The following is a 21,431-nucleotide window of genomic DNA, read 5'->3' as shown; positions in this document are numbered from 1 at the left end:
GCGGTGAAAAATTTGCTTATTTTTCACCGCGCTTTATTTTATAATTTTGGACTTATTGATAAAACATAGGAAAATCCAAATGTCATTTATGGAAAAAATGCACCACATGGCGAATAGCTGGGTGTCAAAAGCAATTCTTGCGGCAATCGCCGTATCATTTCTCGTATCGGGAATGTATGGGTATTTAGGCTCATCGGCAGATTTGTCAGCGGTTAAAGTGAATGGCGAAGAAATTAGTCAAGAGCAATTTCAACAACGTTACAACGAAGCCTATCAACGTATCAGCCAAGAACTGGGCGAGACAGAATTTGCGGCAGTTGTTGACTCTCCCGAGTTTATTAACGGCTTAAGAACCCGTGTTTTAACGGAATTAATTGATCAAACTTTAATACAGCAATATACCAAAGAATTAAATTTGGCGGTGAGCGATGACGCGATTAAACGTGCGATTGTGAGCATGCCAAATTTCTTGGTTGACGGTAAGTTTAATAATGAAGCGTATCAATTATTTTTGCGCAATAACAATATGAGCTCAGATATGTTTGCTGCTTCATTACGTGAATCCATGCGTTTAGAGCAATTGCAACAAGGTCTGATTGGAACGGATTTTTTAACACCGGCACAACAGGCACAATTTGCAAGAGATTTTTTCCAAGAGCGTACCGTTCGTGTTGCGAAACTTCCGTTAGCGGATGAAATCGCCAAACAATCGGTGACAGAGCAAGAAGTGGCAGATTATTATAATGCGAATAAAGCGAATTTCGCGATGCCTGAAATGGTAAAAGTGCAATATATTGATTTGACCAAAGCCATTGCAGAAAAATCAGTGGCGGTAACGGATGTTGAAATTCAACAATATTATCAAGATCATAAATCAGAGTTTGCGACAAAAGCACAACAACGTCTATCACACATTCAGGTAGCGACCGAGCAAGAAGCCAATGATATTTATACGGCATTACAAGGTGGCGCGAATTTTGCAGAGTTAGCTAAAACCAAATCAATGGATAAAGGTTCTGCGGCATCAGGTGGTGATTTAGGTTGGTTAAATAATGGCGATTTACCTAAAAACCTTGAAGATGCTGCGATGGCTGTTGATGTAGGAAATTATAGTGCGCCGGTTAACGTTGATGGAAATTTCCATATCGTTAAAGTTGATGATCGTAAACTATCGACAATCTTGCCATTAGAGCAAGTTCGCGGTCAAATTGTGAGTGCAATTCGTCAGGAGTTACTGGCGAACGCTTTCTATTCTCTTGAAAAACAAGTGGCAGAAAAAGCGTTTGAAGATCAATCATCATTAGCTTCGGCTGCTAAACTAGCCGGGGTTGAGGTAAAAGAAACAGGCTATTTTACTCGCCGCGATTTACCAACGGACTTAGATTTCCCTGTTGTGGCTAATGCTATTTTTGATGGGGATGTATCGCAGGGAAATGTCAACTCTGAACCAATGAATGTCGGTGAACAACATTCTATTATCGTTCGTGTTGTTGATCATAAACTCGAAGGTACAAAAACCTTAGATGAAGCTAAAGCGGAAATTAGTGCTTTCTTAACGCGCCAAAAAGCAGAAAAAGTGATGCTTGAACAAGCAAATAAATGGGTTGCTGATTTACAAGCGGGTCAAACGCCTGCGGCAGTATCTTTTGGCCATGCCGAAAAATGGGTTTATGCAGAGAAAAAAGATCCTGAATTGACACAAGCGATTTTCTCAATGGCAAAACCTGAAAATGGTCAGGTGATCTACAAGGCGACAAAAGCGAATAACGGCGATATCGTTATTGTGGCCTTAGATAAAGTGACTGATGGTACACCGGACGAGAAAGTCTTAGCGCAATTAAACGCACAAACCTTAGGGTTACAGTCACGAGAAGTGCAAGCTAATTTAGTTAAGTCTTTGCGTAGCAAAGCAAAAATTGAAGTGAATGATGCGTTCTTAAAACAAGAAGCGGAATAATATCAATCGAACTTTAGAGATAAAAGCACCAACATATTTTGGTGCTTTTTTATGAAAACCTCAAAATTTGCTAGTTTTTAACCGCACTTTATGGTATAAAAGCGCGGTTATTTTTGGCTATGCCAGTCATAGCAAAAGTAGCTTAATCTTAAATTTAACAACACACACATACCGCAAGGGTTAAATCGGGGTGCCAAACGGTCGATTTACTTGGTATGTGGAGGCTCAACCCCAATTAAAAGGAAAAATATTATGGCACAAGTTTCAATGCGCGACATGATTAACGCAGGCGTACATTTCGGTCACCAAACTCGTTACTGGAACCCAAAAATGAAACCATTCATTTTCGGTGCACGTAACGGCGTTCATATCGTGAACTTAGAAAAAACACTTCCGTTATTCAACGAAGCATTAGCTGAATTAACTCGTATCGCTCACAACAACGGTAAAGTATTATTCGTTGGTACAAAACGTGCAGCGTCTGAAGCAGTTAAAGCAGCAGCATTAGATTGCCAACAATTCTATGTAAACCACCGTTGGTTAGGTGGTATGTTGACTAACTGGAAAACAGTGCGTCAATCAATCAAACGTTTAAAAGATTTAGAAACTCAATCTCAAGACGGTACATTTGATAAATTAACCAAAAAAGAAGCGTTAGATCGTTCACGCGAAATGGCTAAATTAGAATTAAGCCTTGGTGGTATCAAAGAGATGGCTGGTCTTCCAGATGCAATTTTCGTAATCGGTGCAGACTACGAACACATCGCAATCAAAGAAGCAAACAACCTTGGTATTCCTGTATTCGCAGTTGTTGATACAAACGCAAGCCCAGATGGCGTTGATTTCCTTATCCCAGGTAACGATGACGCAACTCGTGCAATCCAATTATACTTGGACGCAGCATCAGCAGCGGTAAAAGAAGGCCGTAAAGCTGAAGTTGTAGCAGAAGAAAAATTTGCTGAAGAAGCGGCAGAGTAATCTGGAAATAGGCTAAGCCCAATTAGGGTCTTTTATTGAAAGATGAACAAGACCCTAAAACAGGGGGCGAAAGTTCCCTGTTTTACTACCTAATTCTCGTAGGGGTGTGTAAGTATACGCCCTGATAAAACTTTCAAAAAGTGCGGTTAAAATTTACCGTATTTCATATCAAAATCTTAGAGGACAAGAAAATGGCTGAAATCACAGCGGCATTAGTAAAAGAACTTCGTGAACGTACCGGCGCAGGTATGATGGAATGTAAAAAAGCATTAGTTGAAGCAAACGGTGATATCGAGTTGGCTATCGACAACATGCGTAAATCAGGTCAAGCAAAAGCGGCTAAAAAAGCAGGTCGTGTAGCTGCTGAAGGTGTTATCCTTGCGCGCATCGGTGCAGGTTTTGGTGTATTAGTTGAAATGAACTGTGAAACTGACTTCGTAGCAAAAGATGCTGGTTTCTTAGGTTTAGCAAATGAAGTGGCTGATTTTGCATTAGCAAACAAAGGCACAACAATTGATGCATTAGCAGCGGCATTTGAAGAAAAACGCGCTGCATTAGTGGCAAAAATCGGTGAAAACATGACAATCCGCCGCGTTCAATATTTAGAAGGCGAAGTGATTGCACAATACTTACACGGCGCGAAAATTGGTGTATTAGTCGCTGGTCAAGGTTCTGCAGAAGAACTCAAAAAAGTAGCAATGCACGTTGCAGCGTCTAAACCTGAGTTCGTAAACCCAGAAGACGTTTCTGCTGAAGTTGTTGAGCATGAGCGTCAAATCCAAATCGACATCGCAATCAACTCTGGTAAACCAAAAGAAATCGCTGAGAAAATGGTTGAAGGTCGTATGAAGAAATTCACCGGCGAAGTTTCATTAACAGGTCAAGCATTCGTAATGGATCCTTCACAAACCGTAGGCGACTACTTAAAATCAGTGAACACTTCAGTATCTAACTTCATTCGTTTAGAAGTAGGTGAAGGTATCGAGAAAGTAGAAGAAGATTTCGCAGCTGAAGTAGCGAAAATCACTGGCGGTAACGCTTAATTTCTCTCTTATTAAGAATGAAAAATCCCAGCTTTCGTGCTGGGATTCAGACCACCGACACCCCCACCTTTTCAGACTTCCTGCCAAAGGTAGGTTTATTTTTTGCTGTTTTATCTCTTTCTATTGCATTTCTTTCCAAATAGCCACTCAAGCGATCAGTTTTGGAGATTTCTTTGTCATTACCGTATATTGGTGAAGAATAAGCCATAAAAAGCGTAAAAAAGTCCAGAGCGCAAGGGCTATTTTCTTGATATTTTGCGCATTGCCGCAAGGAAGCATTGTATTTGCACTTTTGAGAACTCTCTGTAACGGGCGTAACGGTGTCCGTGGTGTTGTTTGGCATCCGTAAAGCTGCGCTCGACGGTTTCAGCTCGGCGTTTGTAGAGTTTTTTCCCCTTGTTCCGATAGCCTAACCGCATTGGTGTTGTCCATTGCGGCTTGGTAGATGTGTCGGGTTATCAGCCCTTCGGCTTTTTGATTTTGGGTACACTGCAAGCGAAGTGGGCAAGTCCGGCAATAGGCAGGGTTAGATTTGTAGGTGTGATAGCCTTCTCTTGTGGTGGTGCTGTAAATGAGTAGTTGTTCCATTGGGCAAATGTAACAATCCTTGTCCGCATCGTATTTAAACAAACGCACAGGGTCAACGGCCGGGCGACCGTTATCATGGCAATAAAGATGGGCGACTTCATCACGAATAAATTCAAAATCAATGGCTTTGGCAACCTTACGAACAAGGTGGTCTTTAGGCATAAGCTGTTCAAGACTTATCATCTCGAGTGCATATTGGGGGGAGCGGTATTTTTAAGCATAGGCATTTCCTTTTTTCGATATACCTATTAGATCAAACCTCTAGCGAGATGTCTAGAGGTTTGTCAGCGGTCTGTGAGCCGTTCTGCGGCTCTTTCTTTCAGCCACAGCGGGGCTGGGCTTGAACCTAGCACGGCTCATGCTAGGTTATGTTCCACTACATCAAACCGCTTGTTGAAAAATCACATTATCCGCTTTTTTCAAATAAGCGCTGATTTCATTGAAATTCATATAACGATAAACATCGTCTTTTTCTTTCTGTAAATCGGCTACATAAGTGAGATATTCCGCAGGCGTTGGCAACTTGCCCAGCAATGCCGCAACGGCAGCCAATTCTGCTGACGCGAGATACACATTGGCACCTTGCCCCAAACGGTTCGGGAAGTTTCGTGTCGAAGTTGAAACTACAGTGGCTTTGTCTGCCACACGTGCTTGGTTGCCCATACAAAGTGAACAGCCCGGCATTTCAACGCGCGCGCCACTTTTGCCATAAATGCTGTAATAACCTTCTTCCGTTAACAAGGCTGCATCCATTTTGGTTGGCGGCGCCACCCATAAGCGGGTTGGAATCATCCCCTTGAATTGATTGAGTAATTTCCCTGCTGCGCGGAAATGTCCGATATTAGTCATACAAGATCCGATAAACACTTCATCGATCTTATCGCCTTGGACTTCCGATAACAAACGGGCATCATCAGGATCATTTGGCGCGCACACAATCGGCTCTTTGATTTCATCCAAATTAATCTCAATCACCGCCGCATATTCCGCGTCTTTGTCCGCTTCTAACAACGTTGGATTTGCAAGCCAATTTTCCATGGCTTTCACGCGGCGTTCTAATGTGCGTGCGTCACCATAACCTTCGGCAATCATCCATTTCAACAAAGTGATATTGGAATTGAGATATTCAATGATCGGTGCTTTGTTAAGCTTAATGGTACAAGCCGCTGCTGAACGTTCCGCCGAAGCATCCGAAAGCTCAAAAGCCTGTTCCACTTTCAAATCTTCCAACCCTTCGATTTCCAAAATTCGCCCTGAGAAAATATTTTTCTTGCCTTGTTTTTCAACGGTGAGCAAACCTTGTTGGATAGCAAAATACGGAATAGCGTGAACTAAATCGCGTAAGGTAATGCCTTCTTGCATTTTACCTGTAAAACGCACTAACACAGATTCAGGCATATCCAACGGCATAACGCCGGTTGCTGCCGCAAAAGCCACTAAGCCTGAACCCGCGGGGAATGAAATACCGATTGGGAAACGGGTATGGGAATCGCCGCCTGTTCCAACAGTATCCGGCAATAACATACGATTGAGCCACGAGTGGATGACCCCGTCCCCTGGGCGCAAAGATACGCCGCCACGGTTCATAATAAAATCAGGTAAAGTGTGGTGCGTGACCACATCCACAGGTTTTGGATAAGCAGCGGTATGACAGAACGATTGCATCACAAGATCCGCCGAGAAACCTAAACAAGCTAAATCTTTTAATTCATCGCGCGTCATCGGTCCTGTGGTATCTTGCGAGCCCACTGAAGTCATACGCGGTTCGCAATATTGCCCCGGTCGAATGCCATCCACACCACAAGCGCGTCCCACCATTTTTTGTGCCAAGGTAAATCCTTTGTGATTTTCCACCGCACTTTGTGGTTTCACAAAAATATCGCTTTCAGGCAATCCCAACGCCACGCGCGCTTTATGGGTTAAACCACGGCCGATAATCAACGGAATACGTCCGCCCGCACGGACTTCATCTAATAATACGTCTGTTTTTAAGCTAAATTCCGCAATAACATTGTCGGTATCATGAACACAAATTTTGCCCGCATAAGGGTAAATATCAATAACATCGCCCATATTTAAGCGACTCACATCCACTTCAATCGGCAACGCCCCTGCGTCTTCTAAGGTATTAAAGAAAATCGGAGCAATTTTTCCGCCCAACACAATACCGCCTGCGCGTTTGTTTGGAATATAAGGAATATCTTCACCCATAAACCAAAGCACCGAGTTGGTCGCGGATTTTCGTGAGGATCCTGTCCCCACCACATCGCCCACATAAGCCAACGGAAAGCCTTTTTGTTTTAGGGTTTCAATTTGTTGAATAGGCCCCACTTGGGTTGGCTCATCAGGCACGATCCCCTCGCGTGGCATTTTTAACATGGCTTTGGCGTGCAACGGAATATCAGGACGCGACCACGCATCTTGCGCAGGGGAAAGATCGTCCGTATTGGTTTCCCCTGACACTTTAAACACGGTCACCGTTAATTTTTCCGCTAATTTCGGACGAGACGTAAACCATTCCGCATTCGCCCAAGATTGCAATACTTGCTGCGCATACACATTGCCTTGTTCAGCGCGAGATTGCACATCGTGGAAATTATCAAACATCAGCAAGGTGCGAGATAATTCTTCTGCAGCAATTGGCGCCAATTTTGCGTCATCAAGTGCGGTTAAAAGTGGCTCAATATTGTAACCACCTTGCATTTTACCCAACATTTTCACCGCACTTTCCGCAGAAATTAACGGACAAACCACATCCCCTTTAGCGACCGCAGATAAAAATGACGCTTTCACATAAGCCGCTTCATCCACCCCCGCAGGAATACGCGTTTCAAATAATTCCAGTAAATAGGCTTCTTTTCCTTGCGCTGGATTTTTCAATAATTCAATCAGTTGCGCCGTTTGTTCCGCATTTAACGGTTGCGGCACAACGCCCAATTTGGCACGTTCATCAACCTGTTTTTGATAATCTAATAGAAAGTTTGACATAGCTACTCCTTACATATTAGCGATAATATCTTGTGCAAACTCAGAAGTTGAGCGCAAGGTTGCACCTTCTAACATTTCCGCAAAATCAAAAGTCACGGTTTTATCCGCAATGGTTTTGGACACGGCTTTCACCACCAAATCTGCCGCTTCAATCCAACCCAAATGACGCAACATCATTTCGCCGCTTAAAATCAAGGAACCCGGGTTGCCTTTATTTTGCCCTGCAATTTTTGGCGCCGTACCGTGCGTGGCTTCAAAGATCGCTGCGTCATCGCCAATATTCGCCCCCGGGGAAATGCCAATACCGCCCACTTGCGCTGCTAACGCATCGGAAATGTAATCGCCGTTAAGATTTAACGTGGCAATCACATCGTAATCCGCAGGATGCAATAACACTTCCTGTAAAAACGCATCGGCAATGCAATCTTTAATCACAATTTCGCGCCCTGTATTCGGATTGGTCAAACGCATCCAAGGGCCTTGTTCAATTAAGGTCGCGCCAAATTCTTGCGCCACTTGATAACCCCATTCTTTAAATGCCCCTTCCGTGAATTTCATAATATTGCCTTTATGCACCAAAGTGAGCGAAGTGCGGTCATTATCAATCACATATTGCAAAGCAGCCCGAACCAAACGTTGTGTCCCTTGTTTAGAAACCGGTTTAATGCCAATACCACAATCTTCCGTAAAACGGATTTTTTTCACGCCCATTTCTTGTTGCAAAAATTGAATCACTTTATTGGCTTCAGGTGAGCCCGCCACCCATTCCACGCCCGCATAAATATCTTCTGAATTTTCGCGGAAAATCACCATATTCACTAACTCAGGGTGTTTCACCGGGCTTGGCGTGCCGTCATAATAACGAATCGGGCGCAAGCAATTATACAAATCCAACCCTTGACGCATCGCCACGTTCAAAGAACGAATACCACCGCCAACCGGGGTCATTAAAGGCCCTTTAATGGCAACGTGATAGTCGCGGATAAATGCCATGGTTTCATCAGGCAACCACGTATTTTCACCATAAACTTCATTGGCTTTGCCGCCTGCATAAATTTCCATCCACGAAATTTTGCGTTTGCCTTGATACGCTTTTTCTACTGCCGCATCAATCACCGCTTGCATGGCGGGCGTCACATCTACGCCAATTCCATCGCCTTCAATAAAAGGAATGATGGGATTATCGGGCACTTGAAGCGAACCGTTAGCGGCAATTTGAATTTTTTCACCTTGAGGGATTTTAACCTGTGATTGCATATAACCTCCTGTTGTGGGGTGTTTTTCGTTATTTTGAAGAGATGTATCGAATAGATTAATTAGACCATATCAGGAATTCAACTAAAAAAGAACAATTTCACACAAAAAAAGTTTATTGCTATTAAATTTCATCTAAAAACAACAAGCATATTTTAAATTAAAACGATTTAGCAAAAAAATCTATTGCATAAATAATTTAAATAATGCTAAGTTCATTCGCACATATCAAAAAAATTCTAAAAATATCTCACAACAGGAGAAAGATATGGCAAACGCAAAAGCAACACTTACAATCAATGGAAATGCTTATGATCTCAATGTTTACAAAGGGTCATTAGGTTATGAAGCCGTGGACATTCGCCCATTAACGCAAAATAAACTCTTTGCCTATGACCCAGGCTTAGTGTCAACCGCAGTTTGTGAATCAGAAATTACCTTCGTAGATGGCGATAATGGTCAACTACTCTACCGCGGCTATCCTATTGATCAATTAGCGGAAAATGGTGATTACCTTGAAATCAGCTACTTGCTCTTATTTGGCGAACGCCCAACCAAAGAGCAATATCAAGATTTTTGCCACTTGGTCAAACATCATACCCTTGTGCATGAACAACTCACCAAATTCTTCCAAGGTTTCCGCCGAGATTCCCACCCAATGGCGGTAATGTGCGGGGTAAGTGGTGCGTTAGCGGCGTTCTATCACGATTCTATCGATGTGAAAAACGAAGCTCACCGCGAATTAACGGCAATTCGTTTATTGGCAAAAATCCCAACGTTGGCGGCAATGTGTTACAAATATTCCATTGGGCAACCTTTTATGTTCCCACAAAACCATTTGTCCTACGCAGGTAACTTTCTCTATATGATGTTTGCCACACCTTGCGAACCTTATGTGGTCAACCCTGTTTTGGAACGCGCCCTAGATAAAATCTTTATCTTACACGCCGACCACGAACAAAATGCGTCAACTTCCACCGTACGAACTGCGGCATCTTCAGGGGCAAACCCATTTGCTTGTATTGCCGCTGGTATCGCATCGCTTTGGGGGCCGGCGCACGGCGGCGCAAACGAAGCCTGTATTAATATGCTGGAAGAAATTGGCACCGTAGATCGTATCCCGGAATTCGTAGCGCGCGCCAAAGATAAAAATGATCCATTCCGCTTAATGGGCTTTGGTCACCGCGTGTATAAAAACTACGACCCGCGCGCCAAAGTAATGCGTCAAATTTGTCATGAAGTGTTAACCGAATTGAAAATCAACAACCCATTATTTGATGTCGCCATTGAATTAGAGCGAATCGCCTTAAGCGATCCTTATTTCATCGAACACAAACTTTATCCTAATGTGGATTTCTATTCGGGTATCGTACTGAAAGCTATCGGTATTCCAACGTCAATGTTTACCGTAATGTTCGCCCTTGCCAGAACAGTCGGCTGGATTGCCCACTGGAAAGAAATGTACAAACAAGGCAACTTCAAAATTGTGCGCCCACGCCAAATCTACACAGGTCACACAGAACGCAATTTTGCGCCTATCGATAAAGCCTAATAGAGTAAAAAGTGCGGTGAAATTTCACCGCACTTTAAGTCTCCCCATCACTAATTTTTCCACTTAATTAACCGTTCCATTAAATCCACAAGCTCAGTACGATCGCTATCTTCCAAATGAGCAAACAGCAATTCCAATTTACGCGCCTGATCAACAGAACGATTACTGCTCTCCGTTAATAAATCCGCCACTTCGCAGCCAAAAATCTCCGAAAGTTCCAACAACCGCAATACCGTTGGCACACTTTTCCCGCGCTCCATACGCGAAACGGCATCATTACTAATCCCCAAAATTTCCGCCAATTGCGCCTGCGTTAAGCCAACCGCTTGCCGATATTTTGAAATCGCACGCCCAATGGTCTGCACTAATTGCTCACTTTTGTCCAACACCCAATCCCCCTTTTCTTTAAAAAAGAAATGATAGACATTGGCTCTCATTGATAAATAGCAAATAAAATCTAGTGTAGACTTGAAAAGTCTTATTAAAATAAATAGTATATCCAAAATGATTTTTTTGAGGCTTTTTGGCGTTGAATAAACAAAATAAAAAAATTTTCTACGGAATGACACAACCTGTCACAGTCTATTTATAAAATTTATTCACATAATAAAGACAGGATATTTTGATATGACAAAAAGCAGCATACTCGCCTACCGATTAAGTGAAATCTTAGTTTTATTAAATCAAGGAAAACGCCTTGATACCCATCAATTAGCAGAAGAATTTAACGTAAGCGTTCGCACCATTCAACGCGATATTCGAGATCGCTTTGCCCATAGTAAAGCGAACACAAGAAGTACTTGATGTTGAATTAGAACATTTAGCAGATATCACTCAGCATTTAAGTGCTGAATTAGAACCTATGGAAGCGAAGATTAAAAATGTGAAAATAGGATTAAAGGAATTTGTGCTAGATTATTTCACAAGCTTAATTCGTCAAGTAAAAGGAACAGATTTAACAACATTTACTGATTTTTATGAAAGCGAATTAGGGAAAGACGGCATTATTCTAAACTCACGACTTGAGCAAGAATTTGACCGTCAATGCCAAGTAGTAAGTAGCTCATTACAGAGAATTAGTTTGGATTTTAATAATGAAATAAGTAGATTTGAGGCTTCGGTTGGATCAACACTTATGTCCAAAGGTTTAGGTTTTTTAAGCAAGCAAAAATTAACCAATACCCATGTTTTAGTAGCACGAGATGGGATTGTTTCGGTGGGTAAAATGATTGGTGTAGATTTAGCGAAATACCTAAAATTTAAACCTTGGGGGGCGGTCAATTTGGCAGCTAAAGCTAATGCTTTTCTTGCTTTTGCTGGCATTGCATTAGAATTATTAGACTCCCATAAAAAAGCACAAGCTGAACGTGAGTTTAAAGAAATGATTACGGAAATTGTTAATATATTAGAAGAACAACGGCAAGGCTTACTAAACTCCTTAAATAAGGATGATTTTGTCGGGCAACTTTTTCCACGATATGTGGAATTGCAAGAACGATTTAAAGATATTCAAGAAAATAATGCACAAACTGTTGCTCGTAGACAGGCTTTCAATGAATGGCAAAAAGAAGGATTAGTTATTGAAGGAGAATATCGCATTTTAGAACAATAATTCAATTCGAGCAGAACAGGCCTATTTAGAGTAATTTTGGATAAGCTTGCTTTTTCTTAATAAAATTAAATAACCACCATTTATATGGTGGTAAATTTCTAAATATAAAATGAGAGTACAAACTCTCATTTTATGAATAAGGAATATAATTATGTTAGCATTTAATCCTTTCAATCCACATGTAGAAATTTGCCCCAATTGTCATTGGAAAAATAAATTACTTATTACATCTGATGTAGTTTTTACAGTTAAAACCTGTCCAAATTGTCAAACCAGTACAGTAATTAAACCACTTTCAGAACTTTCTTGGTTGGAGCAAAAATATTTAAAGTATTATAATCGAACTGTATTAAAACAACATAGATACTAGTTTTTATAGCATACAACCATGTATTTTTAATATTGGAATCGGAGAATGTATAATGAACTTTGAAGAAAAACTCGCGGACGCTTTAATTGAGCGGATGACCGAAGAACAAAAATGGGAAACTTTTAAAGCACTTCAACAGTTTGATTTTGATGAAATGGATAGAATGTTTGAAGAATATGAGAAAAGACTTGAAAATATTGGACAGAAATTACAAGAAATCCAGACAGAGTTAGAAGAGCAATTAGCTTCAGAAAATAATACCTAATAAAAAATGGTAAAATAACTGCTTGCAAGTTCATGTTACCCCATCTAAAATGTAAGACAAATGTATTACATAAGGGGCTAAAATGACTTCATATACTTTTCGACTTGATGAACAACTTAAACAAGAAGCTTTTTCGGTGTTCAAAAGCTATGGCTTAACACCAGCTCAAGCGATTAAGATGATGTTACAACAAGTGGTTCGTACCAAGTCTATTCCTGTACAATTTGATTATCAACCCAATGCGGAAACCGCAGAGGCAATTCGAGAGCTAACGGCAGGTGAGGCTGAACACCACAAAGTCAATTCTGTAGAAGAAATGATGGCGTTAATGCAGAAAATGGCAACGGAGTAGGTAATGATTGTTCAGTCGAGTAAAGCATATAAGCGTGATCTGAAAAAACTCGCTTCTTCGCCTGAATTTCTGACGAGTATTGAATATATTGAAGTGATGTACCATTTGCTTAATGGAATGGCGTTACCGGCAAAATATCTCGATCACGCATTAAGTGGGGAATGGCAAGGTTTTAGAGATTGCCATATAAAAAATGATTTGGTATTAATTTATAAAGTTGAAGGTGATGTACTTCAGCTTGCAAGACTAAATACACATTCAGAAGTTTTTGGATAAAAAATAATAACTAACTATAACTAATACAGATCGCAAACTATGAACAACCTATCAAATACTCAACAACTCCAAACCTACTTCCGTGAACAACGTGATATTCAAAATTTTCCTGATAATTTCCGTTTGCGGATTCATCGTGCCTTAAGCTGGTTAGAAAAAGCAGAAGCATTAGAAATGCCGCAAGAATCAGATATGAAGTTTATTAGTTTGTGGATTGCTTTTAATGCAGCTTATGCGAAAGAATTTGAAAATCATATTGGTAAAGATCGTGCGATTTTTAATGAATTTTTGGTGCGAATCTGTACTTTTGATAAAGAACGGGTGATTTATAATTTGGTATGGAAAAAATTTTCTGATTCTATTCGTTTGTTATTAGACAATAAATATATTTTTCAATCTTTTTGGGATTTTCATAATGGTAAGATTTCAGAAAAAGAATATATTGTGGCGGAAGTCAAAGAACGTGAGCGATTTTTGTCTGCGTTGGAACAACAAAAAACAGAACGTATTTTAGACGTATTGTTTAGCCGTTTATATACGTTACGAAATCAGATTTTGCACGGTGGGGCAACTTTTGGGAGTAAAGTCAATCGAGAGCAGTTACGTGACGGTTGTAATATTTTGGCGTTTCTTATTCCTGCTATATTGCAAATTATGATGGAAAACCATTCTAAAATTGATTGGGGCAAGCCGTTTTATCCTGTTGTGCGAGATTAGGAATAGGGCAATAGACAAAAGTGCGGTGAAATTTCACCGCGCTTTCATTGCTGACAAGCCCTATACGCGCCGTATAGGGTTACATAATCTGAGCCGCTCTGCGGCTCTTCTATTACACCACCTATTACAGCCCCAGCAGGGCTGAGTTTAATAAACCTAGCACGGCTCGTGCTAGGTTGTTTTTTTGAAAATGAGCGTCAATAATCTGAAGTGAGATTAACCTTTAACATTCAAATACAACAATCTTGCAATATTAACCGCACTTGAAATGAGATTTTCTTGCCCTTTTGCCAAGGTTTCTTCAAGCGTGCCTAGATTGCGAATAATCGGGAAGACGGCGTCAATGCCATGTTGATAAACTACTTGATAATCTTCTCGTAAGCAGCCCACAATGGCGATGACCGGTTTACCGAACTGTTTTGCCGTACGTGCTACGCCGACAGGGGTTTTGCCTGCGATACTTTGCGCATCCATTCGACCTTCGCCGGTGATCACTAAATCAGCATCTTTCACATGTTCTACTAATTTTGTGGCTTCAATAATAATTTGTACACCGGCTTTAAGTTGAGCATTAGGAAGCAATAATAAACCACCGCCCATACCACCGGCCGCACCTGCACCAGGTTTATCCGCAATCGCAATACCGAGTTGTTGTTCAACTTGACGGGCAAAATGGGCAAGTCCATTATCTAGTTCTGCCACCATGGCAGGTGTGGCACCTTTTTGTGGACCGAAGATCGCAGTTGCACCGGTTGGGCCACAAAGCGGATTATTCACATCACAAGCCACTTCAAAAGTGACTTGTGCTAAACGAGAATCAAGGTTTTCCGTTGAAATGGATACAATTTGAGATAACGCGCCACCGCCCCGGCCAATTTCTTGTCCGTTGCTATCTTTAAAGGAAATCCCTAACGCTTGTAACATACCCACACCACCGTCATTGGTCGCACTTCCGCCAATGCCTAATAGAATTTTCTTCACACCAAGATCTAAGGCTTTTTTAATCAGCTCACCTGTACCATAACTGGTGGTGTTAAGCGGATTGCGCTGTGCCATTGGCACTAAATGCAAGCCTGACGCTGCCGCCATTTCAATAAAGGCGGTTTGCTTGTCCCCTGAAATCCCTAAAAACCCAGTCGTTGGATTACCTAATGGCGCAGTGACAGCTACTTCGACAAAAGCGCCGCCTGTGGCATCAACCAAGGATTGAACCGAACCTTCGCCACCATCAGCCATAGGGATTTTCACATATTCAGCATCGGGGTAAATTTGTTTAAAACCGGCTTCAATCGCATTAGCCACTTCTAATGCCGTTAAACTTTCTTTGAATGAATCCGGGGCAATGACAATTTTCATTTTTACATACCAATAATGATTGAATTTCTATTATTATGTCATAGAGTTACTCAATATAAAGTGACCCAAATCACAAAAATCAACGTCACTGAATTTATTTCCGGACGATACACACCATTTCCCTAAAATATGCTATGATCCGCACTTATTTTAGTTTATAGACACAAAGTCATGATGAATATTCGTTGGAATCTGGTTTTAGCTGTTATCACGCTAGGATTGCTGGCTTGGTTTTATTCGCTAAATCAAGATGATGATAAATTAACACATTTAATTAAAACGCCTGAACATCCTGAATATATTGGGCAAAAAATGGAAACGGTCGTGTTTTCCCCAACAGGCGAAAAACAGTATATTGCGTTGTCTGATAAGGTTGAGCATTTTACCGTTGATGGCCATACGGATTTTACCCAACCCGTGGTTTATGTTTTAGATGTGTCGCTCAGCAAAGATAAGTCTCAGGATAGCACGCAAAGTGCGGATAAAAATCAAGTAGAAAGTTGGAAACTCACGGCAAACAAAGCCACCTTAACCAAAGACAATATGTTGAATTTAGAAGGCAATGTTATTGCGCAGAGTTTACTTGAAACCTCAAAACTACAACGTATTGAAACAGAAAGTGCCATGGTTAACTTAACCACACAAGATATTACATCCGATAAAATGGTGACGGTTAATGGACAAAATCTCACTAGCACAGGTTTAAAATTAACCGGCAACTTAAAACAACAAATTGCCACCTTAAAAGAACAGGTAAAAACTCATTATGAAATTCAAAAATAATCTCTTACTCGCCACCACATTAATGCTGGTTTCGCTTTCTGCGGCGGCATTAAAAGAAGATACGAATCAACCTATCAACATTGTTTCCGATAACCAATCTTTGGATATGGAACATAATGTGGTGACATTTTTAGACAATGTGGTTATTACGCAAGGATCGATTTTGATTAAAGCCAATAAAGTGGTCATTACACGCCCGCCGGAAGGCTCAAATCAAAAAGAAACCGTGGAAGCGTTTGGTAGCCCTGTGACATTCCATCAGCTTTTAGACGATGGCAAACCTGTTGACGGCAAAGCGAACAAAGTTCACTACGATCTTGGAAAAGAGTTTCTCACGTTAACGGGCAATGCGGAATTAAAACAATTAGATAGCAAAATTAATGGCGATGTCATTACTTATGATGTGAAAAAACAACAACTTAATGCATCCAGTGCGGCAAATTCCCGCGTAAAAACCGTGTTAATTCCAAACCAACTTAATGACAAGAAGAAAAAATAGGAACATCTAATATGTCAGTGCTTTATGCAGAACATTTAGCGAAAAGCTATAAAACACGTCAAGTGGTGTCGGATGTCAGCTTTACCGTTCGTTCAAATGAAATTGTCGGCTTACTTGGCCCAAATGGAGCGGGTAAAACCACCTCTTTTTATATGGTCGTGGGACTTGTTCGCCACGACCAAGGCACAATTCGTATTGACGATGAAGATATTAGTTTGCTTCCAATGCATAACCGCGCACAAAAAGGCGTGGGTTATTTGCCGCAAGAAGCTTCAATTTTTCGTCATTTAAGTGTTTATGATAACTTGATGGCGGTGTTGGAAATCCGTAAGGATCTTACCCCTGAACAACGTCATGATCGTGCGGAAGAATTGATTGAAGAATTTAATATTGGGCATATTCGCGACAGTATGGGGCAAGCATTATCGGGTGGGGAACGCCGCCGCGTAGAGATTGCCCGTGCTTTAGCGGCAAATCCCAAATTCATTTTGTTAGATGAACCTTTTGCCGGTGTTGACCCTATTTCTGTAATTGATATTAAAAAAATCATCAAAGATCTGCGTGATCGCGGGTTGGGCGTGCTAATTACCGACCACAATGTGCGCGAAACCTTAGATGTGTGTGAACGCGCTTATATTGTGAGCGCGGGGAAAATGATCGCTACAGGCACACCTGATGAAGTGATGAATGACGAACACGTGAAGCAGGTTTATCTTGGTGAAGAATTTAAACTGTAAGCTATGAAATTCACAACGCTCTTAACGCCCGATAATATCCGTCAAGGCATGGTTTACTCAAGCAAAAAAACCATGTTTGAAGCCATTGGACGAATGGTGGAAAAACAACTGACCGAGGGCGAATTCTCAAATACACAATGTTTTTCCGCATTATTTCATCGTGAAAAACTGGGGTGTACCGGGCTTGGTAATGGGGTGGCAATGCCAAGAGCCAAATTACCAAAAGGAAATCATCCTATCGCTATTTTTTTGCAATTAAGTGAACCCCTTGACTATGATGCGGTAGATAAACGTGATGTGGATTTGGTTTTAGCGGTACTCATTCCCGAAGATTGTTGTAGTCAATATATCGCTGTACTGGAAGAATTGTCACAACGCCTAACGGAAAAAGCCTTATGTAAACAATTACGCGCGGCACAAAGTGCGGATGAAATTTGGCAAATTTTTGAGTTTGCCGACCAACAGTACGGTGAACAGATTGAACTTCCTATAGAGCAGGATTAAGTTATGGAACTCATCATCATTAGTGGCCGTTCAGGCGCAGGAAAATCTGTCGCATTACGCGCCTTAGAAGATATTGGTTATTACTGTGTAGATAATCTTCCCATTGATTTATTGCCACAGCTTGCGGATATTTTATCCAAAACACATAACGCCGCAGCAATTAGCTTAGATATTCGTAACCTACCCCATTCAACAGAAACCCTAAACGGCGTTTTAAATCAAGTGAGCGCCAATCATCAAATCAAAATTATTTTCTTAGACACCGATCGAAGCACGCTTATTCGCCGTTACAGCGACTCACGCCGTTTGCATCCCCTTTCGGTCAAGGATTTATCCCTTGAAGCCGCTATTGATGCAGAGCGGGATCAACTTGAGCCATTGGTTCAACATGCCAATTTAATTATTGATACCGGCGTGCTTTCAACCCATGAATTAGCGGAACGTTTACGGGAATTTTTGCGTGGTCAATCGGATAAAGAGCTCAAAATCATTGTGGAATCCTTTGGCTTCAAATACGGTTTACCCCTTGATGCGGACTATGTTTTTGATGTGCGCTTCTTACCAAATCCGCACTGGAACCCTGCATTACGCCCAATGACCGGATTAGAACAACCTGTGATCGATTTCCTATCCAAACATGAAGAAGTAAGTAATTTTATCTATAAAACAAGAAATTACATTGAAACTTGGCTACCCATGTTGGAACAAAATAACCGCAGTTATTTAACCATTGCCATCGGCTGCACAGGGGGAAAACATCGCTCTGTTTATATCGCGCAACAACTAGGCGAATATTTCCAAGCGAAAGGCAAGAATGTCAAAATCCAGCATAAGTCATTGGAAAAGCATAAGAAATCGAATTAATACCGCTTATTTCAGCCCCAGTGGGACTGGGATTAACGAACCTAGCACGGCTCGTGCTAGGTTTGCACTACTCATATAGTTTACTTTTCTTTATATTTCCGCCGATAAGTCAATCTTGGCAACATTTCTTTCGCTGGAATTTCTTGTTCTTGATAATCAAACACAGGAAAGCCCCAACTAAAATAAATCGCCAGCAAGCGGATAATAAAACCAATAATTAACGTCACAAAAATCGATACATTGAGTGACACACCCACGTTAAGCAAACCGATATAAAGACAGGCTGTCAAAAAAGCGATAACCGCATAAAGTTCTTTTTGGAAAATCAATGGGATACGATTACACAAAATATCACGCAACACGCCACCAAAGGCACCGGTTAGAATCGCTGCGATACTCGAAATAATAAGCCCATGCCCCATCTCTAAGGCTATTTGAGTCCCTAGAATTGAAAACAAAATCAATCCAAAGCCGTCAAGGACAAGAAAGCTTGTTCGAAATGAGCGGTTAAAATGTGTAATCAAAGGCGCAATTAAAACGGTCAGCACCGCAGTAATTGCCACGATAACCACCCAATGGGGATTCGTGACAAAACTTAATGGATAGTGTCCAAGCACAATATCGCGCATAACCCCACCGCCAAGCGCAGGCATAAATGCAATCACAATGACGCCAAAGATATCCATTTTCTCACGACCGGCAGACAGCGCACCAGTCATGGCCTCTACTACTAAACCAATGTAAAAAAGCACATCTAATAACATACTAGTTAATCTCAATAACTTGACTAATCACTATTCCATCCGCAAAACGCGTGGTCAATTTTTCATTTAACTGAACTTGTGCCACACTGGTTAACGCCTTGCCTTGCGCATTTTCCGCAATGGAATAACCGCGCGACAACACTTTTAGTGGACTTAATCCATCTAATTTACCGCATAGATTCGCCAACTGATGTTGTCTTTTATTCAAACTATTTTTTAAGGCAAAATCTAACCGCACTTGGAGTTGTGACACATATTGTCCTTGCTTTTGCACTTGATGGGGCAAGGGATTATTTGCCAAGCGGGTAGAAAGTGCGGTCATTTTATAACGATTTTTATCCATTAAGCGTTGCATCGCATTTTGTAAACGCTGTTCTAATTGTGCGGTTTTCTGGCTTTGTGCCTGCAATTGCATTTGCGGGTGTTGACGCTGCAACCGAAGGTTAAGTTGTTGTAACGTTTGATATTTACCACTCAAATAACGATCTAACGCCATTTCTAAATGTTGGCACTTATGGCTTAATTGTTGCCACAACTCATCTTGATTACGGCTTACCAATTCTGCCGCTGCCGAAGGCGTTGGCGCACGCACATCCGCTACAAAATCCGCAATGGTCACATCGGTTTCGTGCCCTACTGCGCTAATAATCGGAATATGGGAATTAAAAATCGCGCGCGCGACCCGTTCTTCATTAAAACACCATAAATCTTCTAAGGAACCGCCACCGCGCCCCACAATTAACACATCCACTTCATCACGGGCATTTGCCAAGTCAATCATCTGCGCAATTTCAGCAGTCGCTTCATTACCCTGCACTGCCGTTGGGTAAATAATGACTTTCAGGCTAGGATCGCGGCGTTTTAAAATATGCAAAATATCTTGCAACGCTGCCCCCGTTGGGGAAGTCACAATACCCACCGTTTTGCAAAAGTGCGGTAAATTTTTCTTGAGATTTTGTGCAAACACCCCTTCCACCGCCAACTTCATTTTGAGTTGTTCAAACCGTTGCTGCAACAAGCCTTCACCGGCAGGATGCATGGCATCAATAATAATTTGATAATCTCCGCGCGGCTCATACAAACTGACCGCAGCTCGCACCAATACTTGCATACCATTTTGCGGACGAAAACTCACACGCACGTTTTTCATACGAAACATTGCCGCCCGCACCTGCGCATTTTCATCTTTTAACGTCAAATACCAATGCCCCGAAACAGGTTGGCTAAAATTAGAAATTTCCCCGGTTAACCACACTTGCCCCAGCTGCCCTTCCAGCAACATTTTTGCCGCGTGGTTTAATTGAGAAACGGAATAAATATTGGCGTTGTCCATAAAGCTCTCATAAAAAAGGCGAGCCAATGCTCGCCTGAAATGTTATTCTACGGTGACGGAGGTAATCACAATATCTTCCACAGGCACATCTTGGTGGAAGCCTTTATTGCCGGTTTTCACCCCTTTGATTTTATCCACGATGTCCATGCCTTCAACCACTTCGCCAAACACCGCATAGCCCCATTCTTGCACCACTGTTTTGCCAAACATTTCTTTTGAACGGTGATCTAAGAAATTATTGTCTGCTACGTTGATGAAGAATTGCGCGGTTGCTGAATGCGGATCAGAAGTACGCGCCATAGCAATGGTACCGCGTTTGTTGCTTAAACCATTATTAGCTTCATTTTGAATCGGTGCATTGGTCGCTTTTTCGCGCAAACCGGCTTCCATACCGCCACCTTGAATCATAAATCCGTCAATCACGCGGTGGAAAATTGTGTTATTATAAAAGCCTGATTTGCAGTAATCTTCAAAGTTTTTTGCCGTTACCGGTGCTTTTTCGTGGTTCAATGCGATTTTAATATCGCCCAAATTTGTGTGTAATGTAATCATTATTTTTCCTTTCATTTTGGGAGTAAATTTCGCCTTGCATTATTCCATAAAAACCGAATTAGTGCTATAAAGTGCGGTTAGATTTCA

The 21,431-nt window shown here is 41.5% G+C and carries 23 protein-coding genes and 1 pseudogene; 16 read left to right on the top strand and 8 right to left on the bottom strand.

Annotated features, from left to right (window positions below; translation table 11 throughout):
- The first annotated feature begins 79 nt into the window (after positions 1-79).
- From ppiD to tsf, 3 genes are all read left to right on the top strand, one after another.
- Positions 80-1,957, top strand: coding sequence for a peptidylprolyl isomerase (gene ppiD / locus E7T07_RS01700; RefSeq protein ID WP_135709209.1), 1,878 nt, complete (start codon positions 80-82; stop codon positions 1,955-1,957).
- 252 nt (positions 1,958-2,209) lie between these two features.
- Positions 2,210-2,935, top strand: coding sequence for a 30S ribosomal protein S2 (gene rpsB, locus E7T07_RS01695; protein WP_135709208.1), 726 nt, complete (start codon positions 2,210-2,212; stop codon positions 2,933-2,935).
- A gap of 191 nt (positions 2,936-3,126) precedes the next feature.
- Entirely contained in the window at positions 3,127-3,978 is an 852-nt protein-coding gene (gene tsf / locus E7T07_RS01690) for a translation elongation factor Ts (protein WP_135709207.1), read from the top strand.
- 147 nt (positions 3,979-4,125) lie between these two features.
- On the opposite strand, the pseudogene E7T07_RS01685 reads toward tsf, so the two are convergent.
- The 3 genes and pseudogenes from E7T07_RS01685 to icd all read right to left on the bottom strand — a co-directional run bounded on the left by E7T07_RS01685 (position 4,126) and on the right by icd (position 8,811).
- A pseudogene (locus E7T07_RS01685) lies at positions 4,126-4,787 on the bottom strand (transposase).
- Positions 4,788-4,947: 160 nt separating this feature from the next.
- Positions 4,948-7,554, bottom strand: coding sequence for a bifunctional aconitate hydratase 2/2-methylisocitrate dehydratase (gene acnB / locus E7T07_RS01680; RefSeq protein ID WP_135709206.1), 2,607 nt, complete (start codon positions 7,552-7,554; stop codon positions 4,948-4,950).
- 9 nt (positions 7,555-7,563) lie between these two features.
- Positions 7,564-8,811, bottom strand: coding sequence for an NADP-dependent isocitrate dehydrogenase (gene icd, locus E7T07_RS01675; RefSeq protein WP_135709205.1), 1,248 nt, complete (start codon positions 8,809-8,811; stop codon positions 7,564-7,566).
- Between the two features lie 265 nt (positions 8,812-9,076).
- Between icd and E7T07_RS01670 the strand changes: the two genes are divergently transcribed.
- Positions 9,077-10,360, top strand: coding sequence for a citrate synthase (locus E7T07_RS01670; protein ID WP_135709204.1), 1,284 nt, complete (start codon positions 9,077-9,079; stop codon positions 10,358-10,360).
- Positions 10,361-10,410: 50 nt separating this feature from the next.
- Here the strand turns inward: E7T07_RS01670 and E7T07_RS01665 are convergent, their stop codons facing one another.
- Positions 10,411-10,749: a helix-turn-helix domain-containing protein gene (locus E7T07_RS01665; protein WP_135709203.1), complete on the bottom strand. Its 339-nt coding sequence runs from the start codon at positions 10,747-10,749 to the stop codon at positions 10,411-10,413.
- A gap of 238 nt (positions 10,750-10,987) precedes the next feature.
- On the opposite strand from E7T07_RS01665, the gene E7T07_RS01660 reads away from it, so the two are divergent.
- The 7 genes from E7T07_RS01660 to E7T07_RS01630 all read left to right on the top strand — a co-directional run bounded on the left by E7T07_RS01660 (position 10,988) and on the right by E7T07_RS01630 (position 13,952).
- A complete protein-coding gene (locus tag E7T07_RS01660; protein WP_246046074.1) occupies positions 10,988-11,164 on the top strand; it encodes an HTH domain-containing protein in 177 nt (58 codons plus the stop codon).
- The gene (locus tag E7T07_RS01655; RefSeq protein WP_135709202.1) at positions 11,130-11,972 is read left to right on the top strand and encodes a LeoA/HP0731 family dynamin-like GTPase; all 843 of its coding nucleotides are present in this window, start codon (positions 11,130-11,132) and stop codon (positions 11,970-11,972) included. Before E7T07_RS01660 ends, E7T07_RS01655 begins: the two co-directional genes overlap by 35 nt.
- Before the next feature lie 151 nt (positions 11,973-12,123).
- Positions 12,124-12,342 carry a hypothetical protein gene (locus E7T07_RS01650; protein WP_135709201.1) on the top strand — a complete coding sequence of 73 codons (219 nt, stop codon included), beginning with the start codon at positions 12,124-12,126 and terminating at the stop codon, positions 12,340-12,342.
- A gap of 52 nt (positions 12,343-12,394) precedes the next feature.
- Entirely contained in the window at positions 12,395-12,607 is a 213-nt protein-coding gene (locus E7T07_RS01645) for a hypothetical protein (protein ID WP_135709200.1), read from the top strand.
- Between the two features lie 82 nt (positions 12,608-12,689).
- The gene (locus E7T07_RS01640; protein WP_135709199.1) at positions 12,690-12,959 is read left to right on the top strand and encodes a type II toxin-antitoxin system RelB/DinJ family antitoxin; all 270 of its coding nucleotides are present in this window, start codon (positions 12,690-12,692) and stop codon (positions 12,957-12,959) included.
- A 3-nt stretch (positions 12,960-12,962) separates the two neighbouring features.
- Positions 12,963-13,235: a type II toxin-antitoxin system YafQ family toxin gene (locus E7T07_RS01635; RefSeq protein ID WP_135709198.1), complete on the top strand. Its 273-nt coding sequence runs from the start codon at positions 12,963-12,965 to the stop codon at positions 13,233-13,235.
- A 39-nt stretch (positions 13,236-13,274) separates the two neighbouring features.
- Positions 13,275-13,952: a HEPN domain-containing protein gene (locus E7T07_RS01630; RefSeq protein WP_135709197.1), complete on the top strand. Its 678-nt coding sequence runs from the start codon at positions 13,275-13,277 to the stop codon at positions 13,950-13,952.
- 216 nt (positions 13,953-14,168) lie between these two features.
- Here E7T07_RS01630 and E7T07_RS01625 read toward each other — a convergent pair whose 3' ends face one another.
- Positions 14,169-15,308 (bottom strand): glycerate kinase, encoded by a 1,140-nt coding sequence (locus tag E7T07_RS01625; RefSeq protein WP_135709196.1) that lies wholly within the window; start codon positions 15,306-15,308, stop codon positions 14,169-14,171.
- Between the two features lie 174 nt (positions 15,309-15,482).
- Here E7T07_RS01625 and lptC point away from each other — a divergent pair, with 174 nt between their 5' ends.
- Genes lptC through rapZ form a run of 5 tightly spaced genes read left to right on the top strand, consistent with a single transcriptional unit; the run spans position 15,483 to position 18,695 of the window.
- Positions 15,483-16,091 (top strand): LPS export ABC transporter periplasmic protein LptC, encoded by a 609-nt coding sequence (gene lptC / locus E7T07_RS01620; protein ID WP_135709393.1) that lies wholly within the window; start codon positions 15,483-15,485, stop codon positions 16,089-16,091.
- Positions 16,075-16,590 (top strand): lipopolysaccharide transport periplasmic protein LptA, encoded by a 516-nt coding sequence (gene lptA / locus E7T07_RS01615; RefSeq protein ID WP_135709195.1) that lies wholly within the window; start codon positions 16,075-16,077, stop codon positions 16,588-16,590. The genes lptC and lptA overlap by 17 nt, the downstream gene beginning before the upstream one ends.
- An 11-nt stretch (positions 16,591-16,601) precedes the next feature.
- The gene (lptB, locus tag E7T07_RS01610; RefSeq protein ID WP_135709194.1) at positions 16,602-17,327 is read left to right on the top strand and encodes an LPS export ABC transporter ATP-binding protein; all 726 of its coding nucleotides are present in this window, start codon (positions 16,602-16,604) and stop codon (positions 17,325-17,327) included.
- A gap of 3 nt (positions 17,328-17,330) precedes the next feature.
- Positions 17,331-17,831: a PTS IIA-like nitrogen regulatory protein PtsN gene (ptsN, locus tag E7T07_RS01605; protein WP_135709193.1), complete on the top strand. Its 501-nt coding sequence runs from the start codon at positions 17,331-17,333 to the stop codon at positions 17,829-17,831.
- A gap of 3 nt (positions 17,832-17,834) precedes the next feature.
- Positions 17,835-18,695: an RNase adapter RapZ gene (gene rapZ, locus E7T07_RS01600; RefSeq protein ID WP_135709192.1), complete on the top strand. Its 861-nt coding sequence runs from the start codon at positions 17,835-17,837 to the stop codon at positions 18,693-18,695.
- 80 nt (positions 18,696-18,775) lie between these two features.
- Here the strand turns inward: rapZ and E7T07_RS01595 are convergent, their stop codons facing one another.
- From E7T07_RS01595 to E7T07_RS01585, 3 genes are read right to left on the bottom strand one after another with little or no spacing between them, the layout of a single operon-like run.
- Entirely contained in the window at positions 18,776-19,459 is a 684-nt protein-coding gene (locus E7T07_RS01595) for a trimeric intracellular cation channel family protein (protein WP_135709191.1), read from the bottom strand.
- 1 nt (position 19,460) lies between these two features.
- Positions 19,461-20,792, bottom strand: coding sequence for an exodeoxyribonuclease VII large subunit (gene xseA / locus E7T07_RS01590; protein WP_135709190.1), 1,332 nt, complete (start codon positions 20,790-20,792; stop codon positions 19,461-19,463).
- Between the two features lie 42 nt (positions 20,793-20,834).
- Entirely contained in the window at positions 20,835-21,344 is a 510-nt protein-coding gene (locus tag E7T07_RS01585; protein ID WP_135709189.1) for a peptidylprolyl isomerase, read from the bottom strand.
- Between the last annotated feature and the right edge of the window lie 87 nt (positions 21,345-21,431).

Source organism: Actinobacillus porcinus, from assembly GCF_901764995.1.
In the GTDB taxonomy this organism is placed as follows: Bacteria; Pseudomonadota; Gammaproteobacteria; order Enterobacterales; family Pasteurellaceae; genus Exercitatus; species Exercitatus porcinus.
Note: the sequence above shows the minus strand (reverse complement) of the source record. Positions and strands in the feature narration are given on the sequence as shown.

Bases quoted from the DNA above. Each gene is read 5' to 3' on its own strand.
- ppiD (WP_135709209.1), top strand. From the start codon at position 80: ATGTCATTTATGGAAAAAATGCACCACATGGCGAATAGCTGGGTGTCA.
- rpsB (WP_135709208.1), top strand. From the start codon at position 2,210: ATGGCACAAGTTTCAATGCGCGACATGATTAACGCAGGCGTACATTTC.
- tsf (WP_135709207.1), top strand. From the start codon at position 3,127: ATGGCTGAAATCACAGCGGCATTAGTAAAAGAACTTCGTGAACGTACC.
- acnB (WP_135709206.1), bottom strand. From the start codon at position 7,554: ATGTCAAACTTTCTATTAGATTATCAAAAACAGGTTGATGAACGTGCC.
- icd (WP_135709205.1), bottom strand. From the start codon at position 8,811: ATGCAATCACAGGTTAAAATCCCTCAAGGTGAAAAAATTCAAATTGCC.
- E7T07_RS01670 (WP_135709204.1), top strand. From the start codon at position 9,077: ATGGCAAACGCAAAAGCAACACTTACAATCAATGGAAATGCTTATGAT.
- E7T07_RS01660 (WP_246046074.1), top strand. From the start codon at position 10,988: ATGACAAAAAGCAGCATACTCGCCTACCGATTAAGTGAAATCTTAGTT.
- E7T07_RS01650 (WP_135709201.1), top strand. From the start codon at position 12,124: ATGTTAGCATTTAATCCTTTCAATCCACATGTAGAAATTTGCCCCAAT.
- E7T07_RS01645 (WP_135709200.1), top strand. From the start codon at position 12,395: ATGAACTTTGAAGAAAAACTCGCGGACGCTTTAATTGAGCGGATGACC.
- E7T07_RS01640 (WP_135709199.1), top strand. From the start codon at position 12,690: ATGACTTCATATACTTTTCGACTTGATGAACAACTTAAACAAGAAGCT.
- E7T07_RS01635 (WP_135709198.1), top strand. From the start codon at position 12,963: ATGATTGTTCAGTCGAGTAAAGCATATAAGCGTGATCTGAAAAAACTC.
- E7T07_RS01630 (WP_135709197.1), top strand. From the start codon at position 13,275: ATGAACAACCTATCAAATACTCAACAACTCCAAACCTACTTCCGTGAA.
- E7T07_RS01625 (WP_135709196.1), bottom strand. From the start codon at position 15,308: ATGAAAATTGTCATTGCCCCGGATTCATTCAAAGAAAGTTTAACGGCA.
- lptC (WP_135709393.1), top strand. From the start codon at position 15,483: ATGAATATTCGTTGGAATCTGGTTTTAGCTGTTATCACGCTAGGATTG.
- lptA (WP_135709195.1), top strand. From the start codon at position 16,075: ATGAAATTCAAAAATAATCTCTTACTCGCCACCACATTAATGCTGGTT.
- lptB (WP_135709194.1), top strand. From the start codon at position 16,602: ATGTCAGTGCTTTATGCAGAACATTTAGCGAAAAGCTATAAAACACGT.
- ptsN (WP_135709193.1), top strand. From the start codon at position 17,331: ATGAAATTCACAACGCTCTTAACGCCCGATAATATCCGTCAAGGCATG.
- rapZ (WP_135709192.1), top strand. From the start codon at position 17,835: ATGGAACTCATCATCATTAGTGGCCGTTCAGGCGCAGGAAAATCTGTC.
- E7T07_RS01595 (WP_135709191.1), bottom strand. From the start codon at position 19,459: ATGTTATTAGATGTGCTTTTTTACATTGGTTTAGTAGTAGAGGCCATG.
- xseA (WP_135709190.1), bottom strand. From the start codon at position 20,792: ATGGACAACGCCAATATTTATTCCGTTTCTCAATTAAACCACGCGGCA.
- E7T07_RS01585 (WP_135709189.1), bottom strand. From the start codon at position 21,344: ATGATTACATTACACACAAATTTGGGCGATATTAAAATCGCATTGAAC.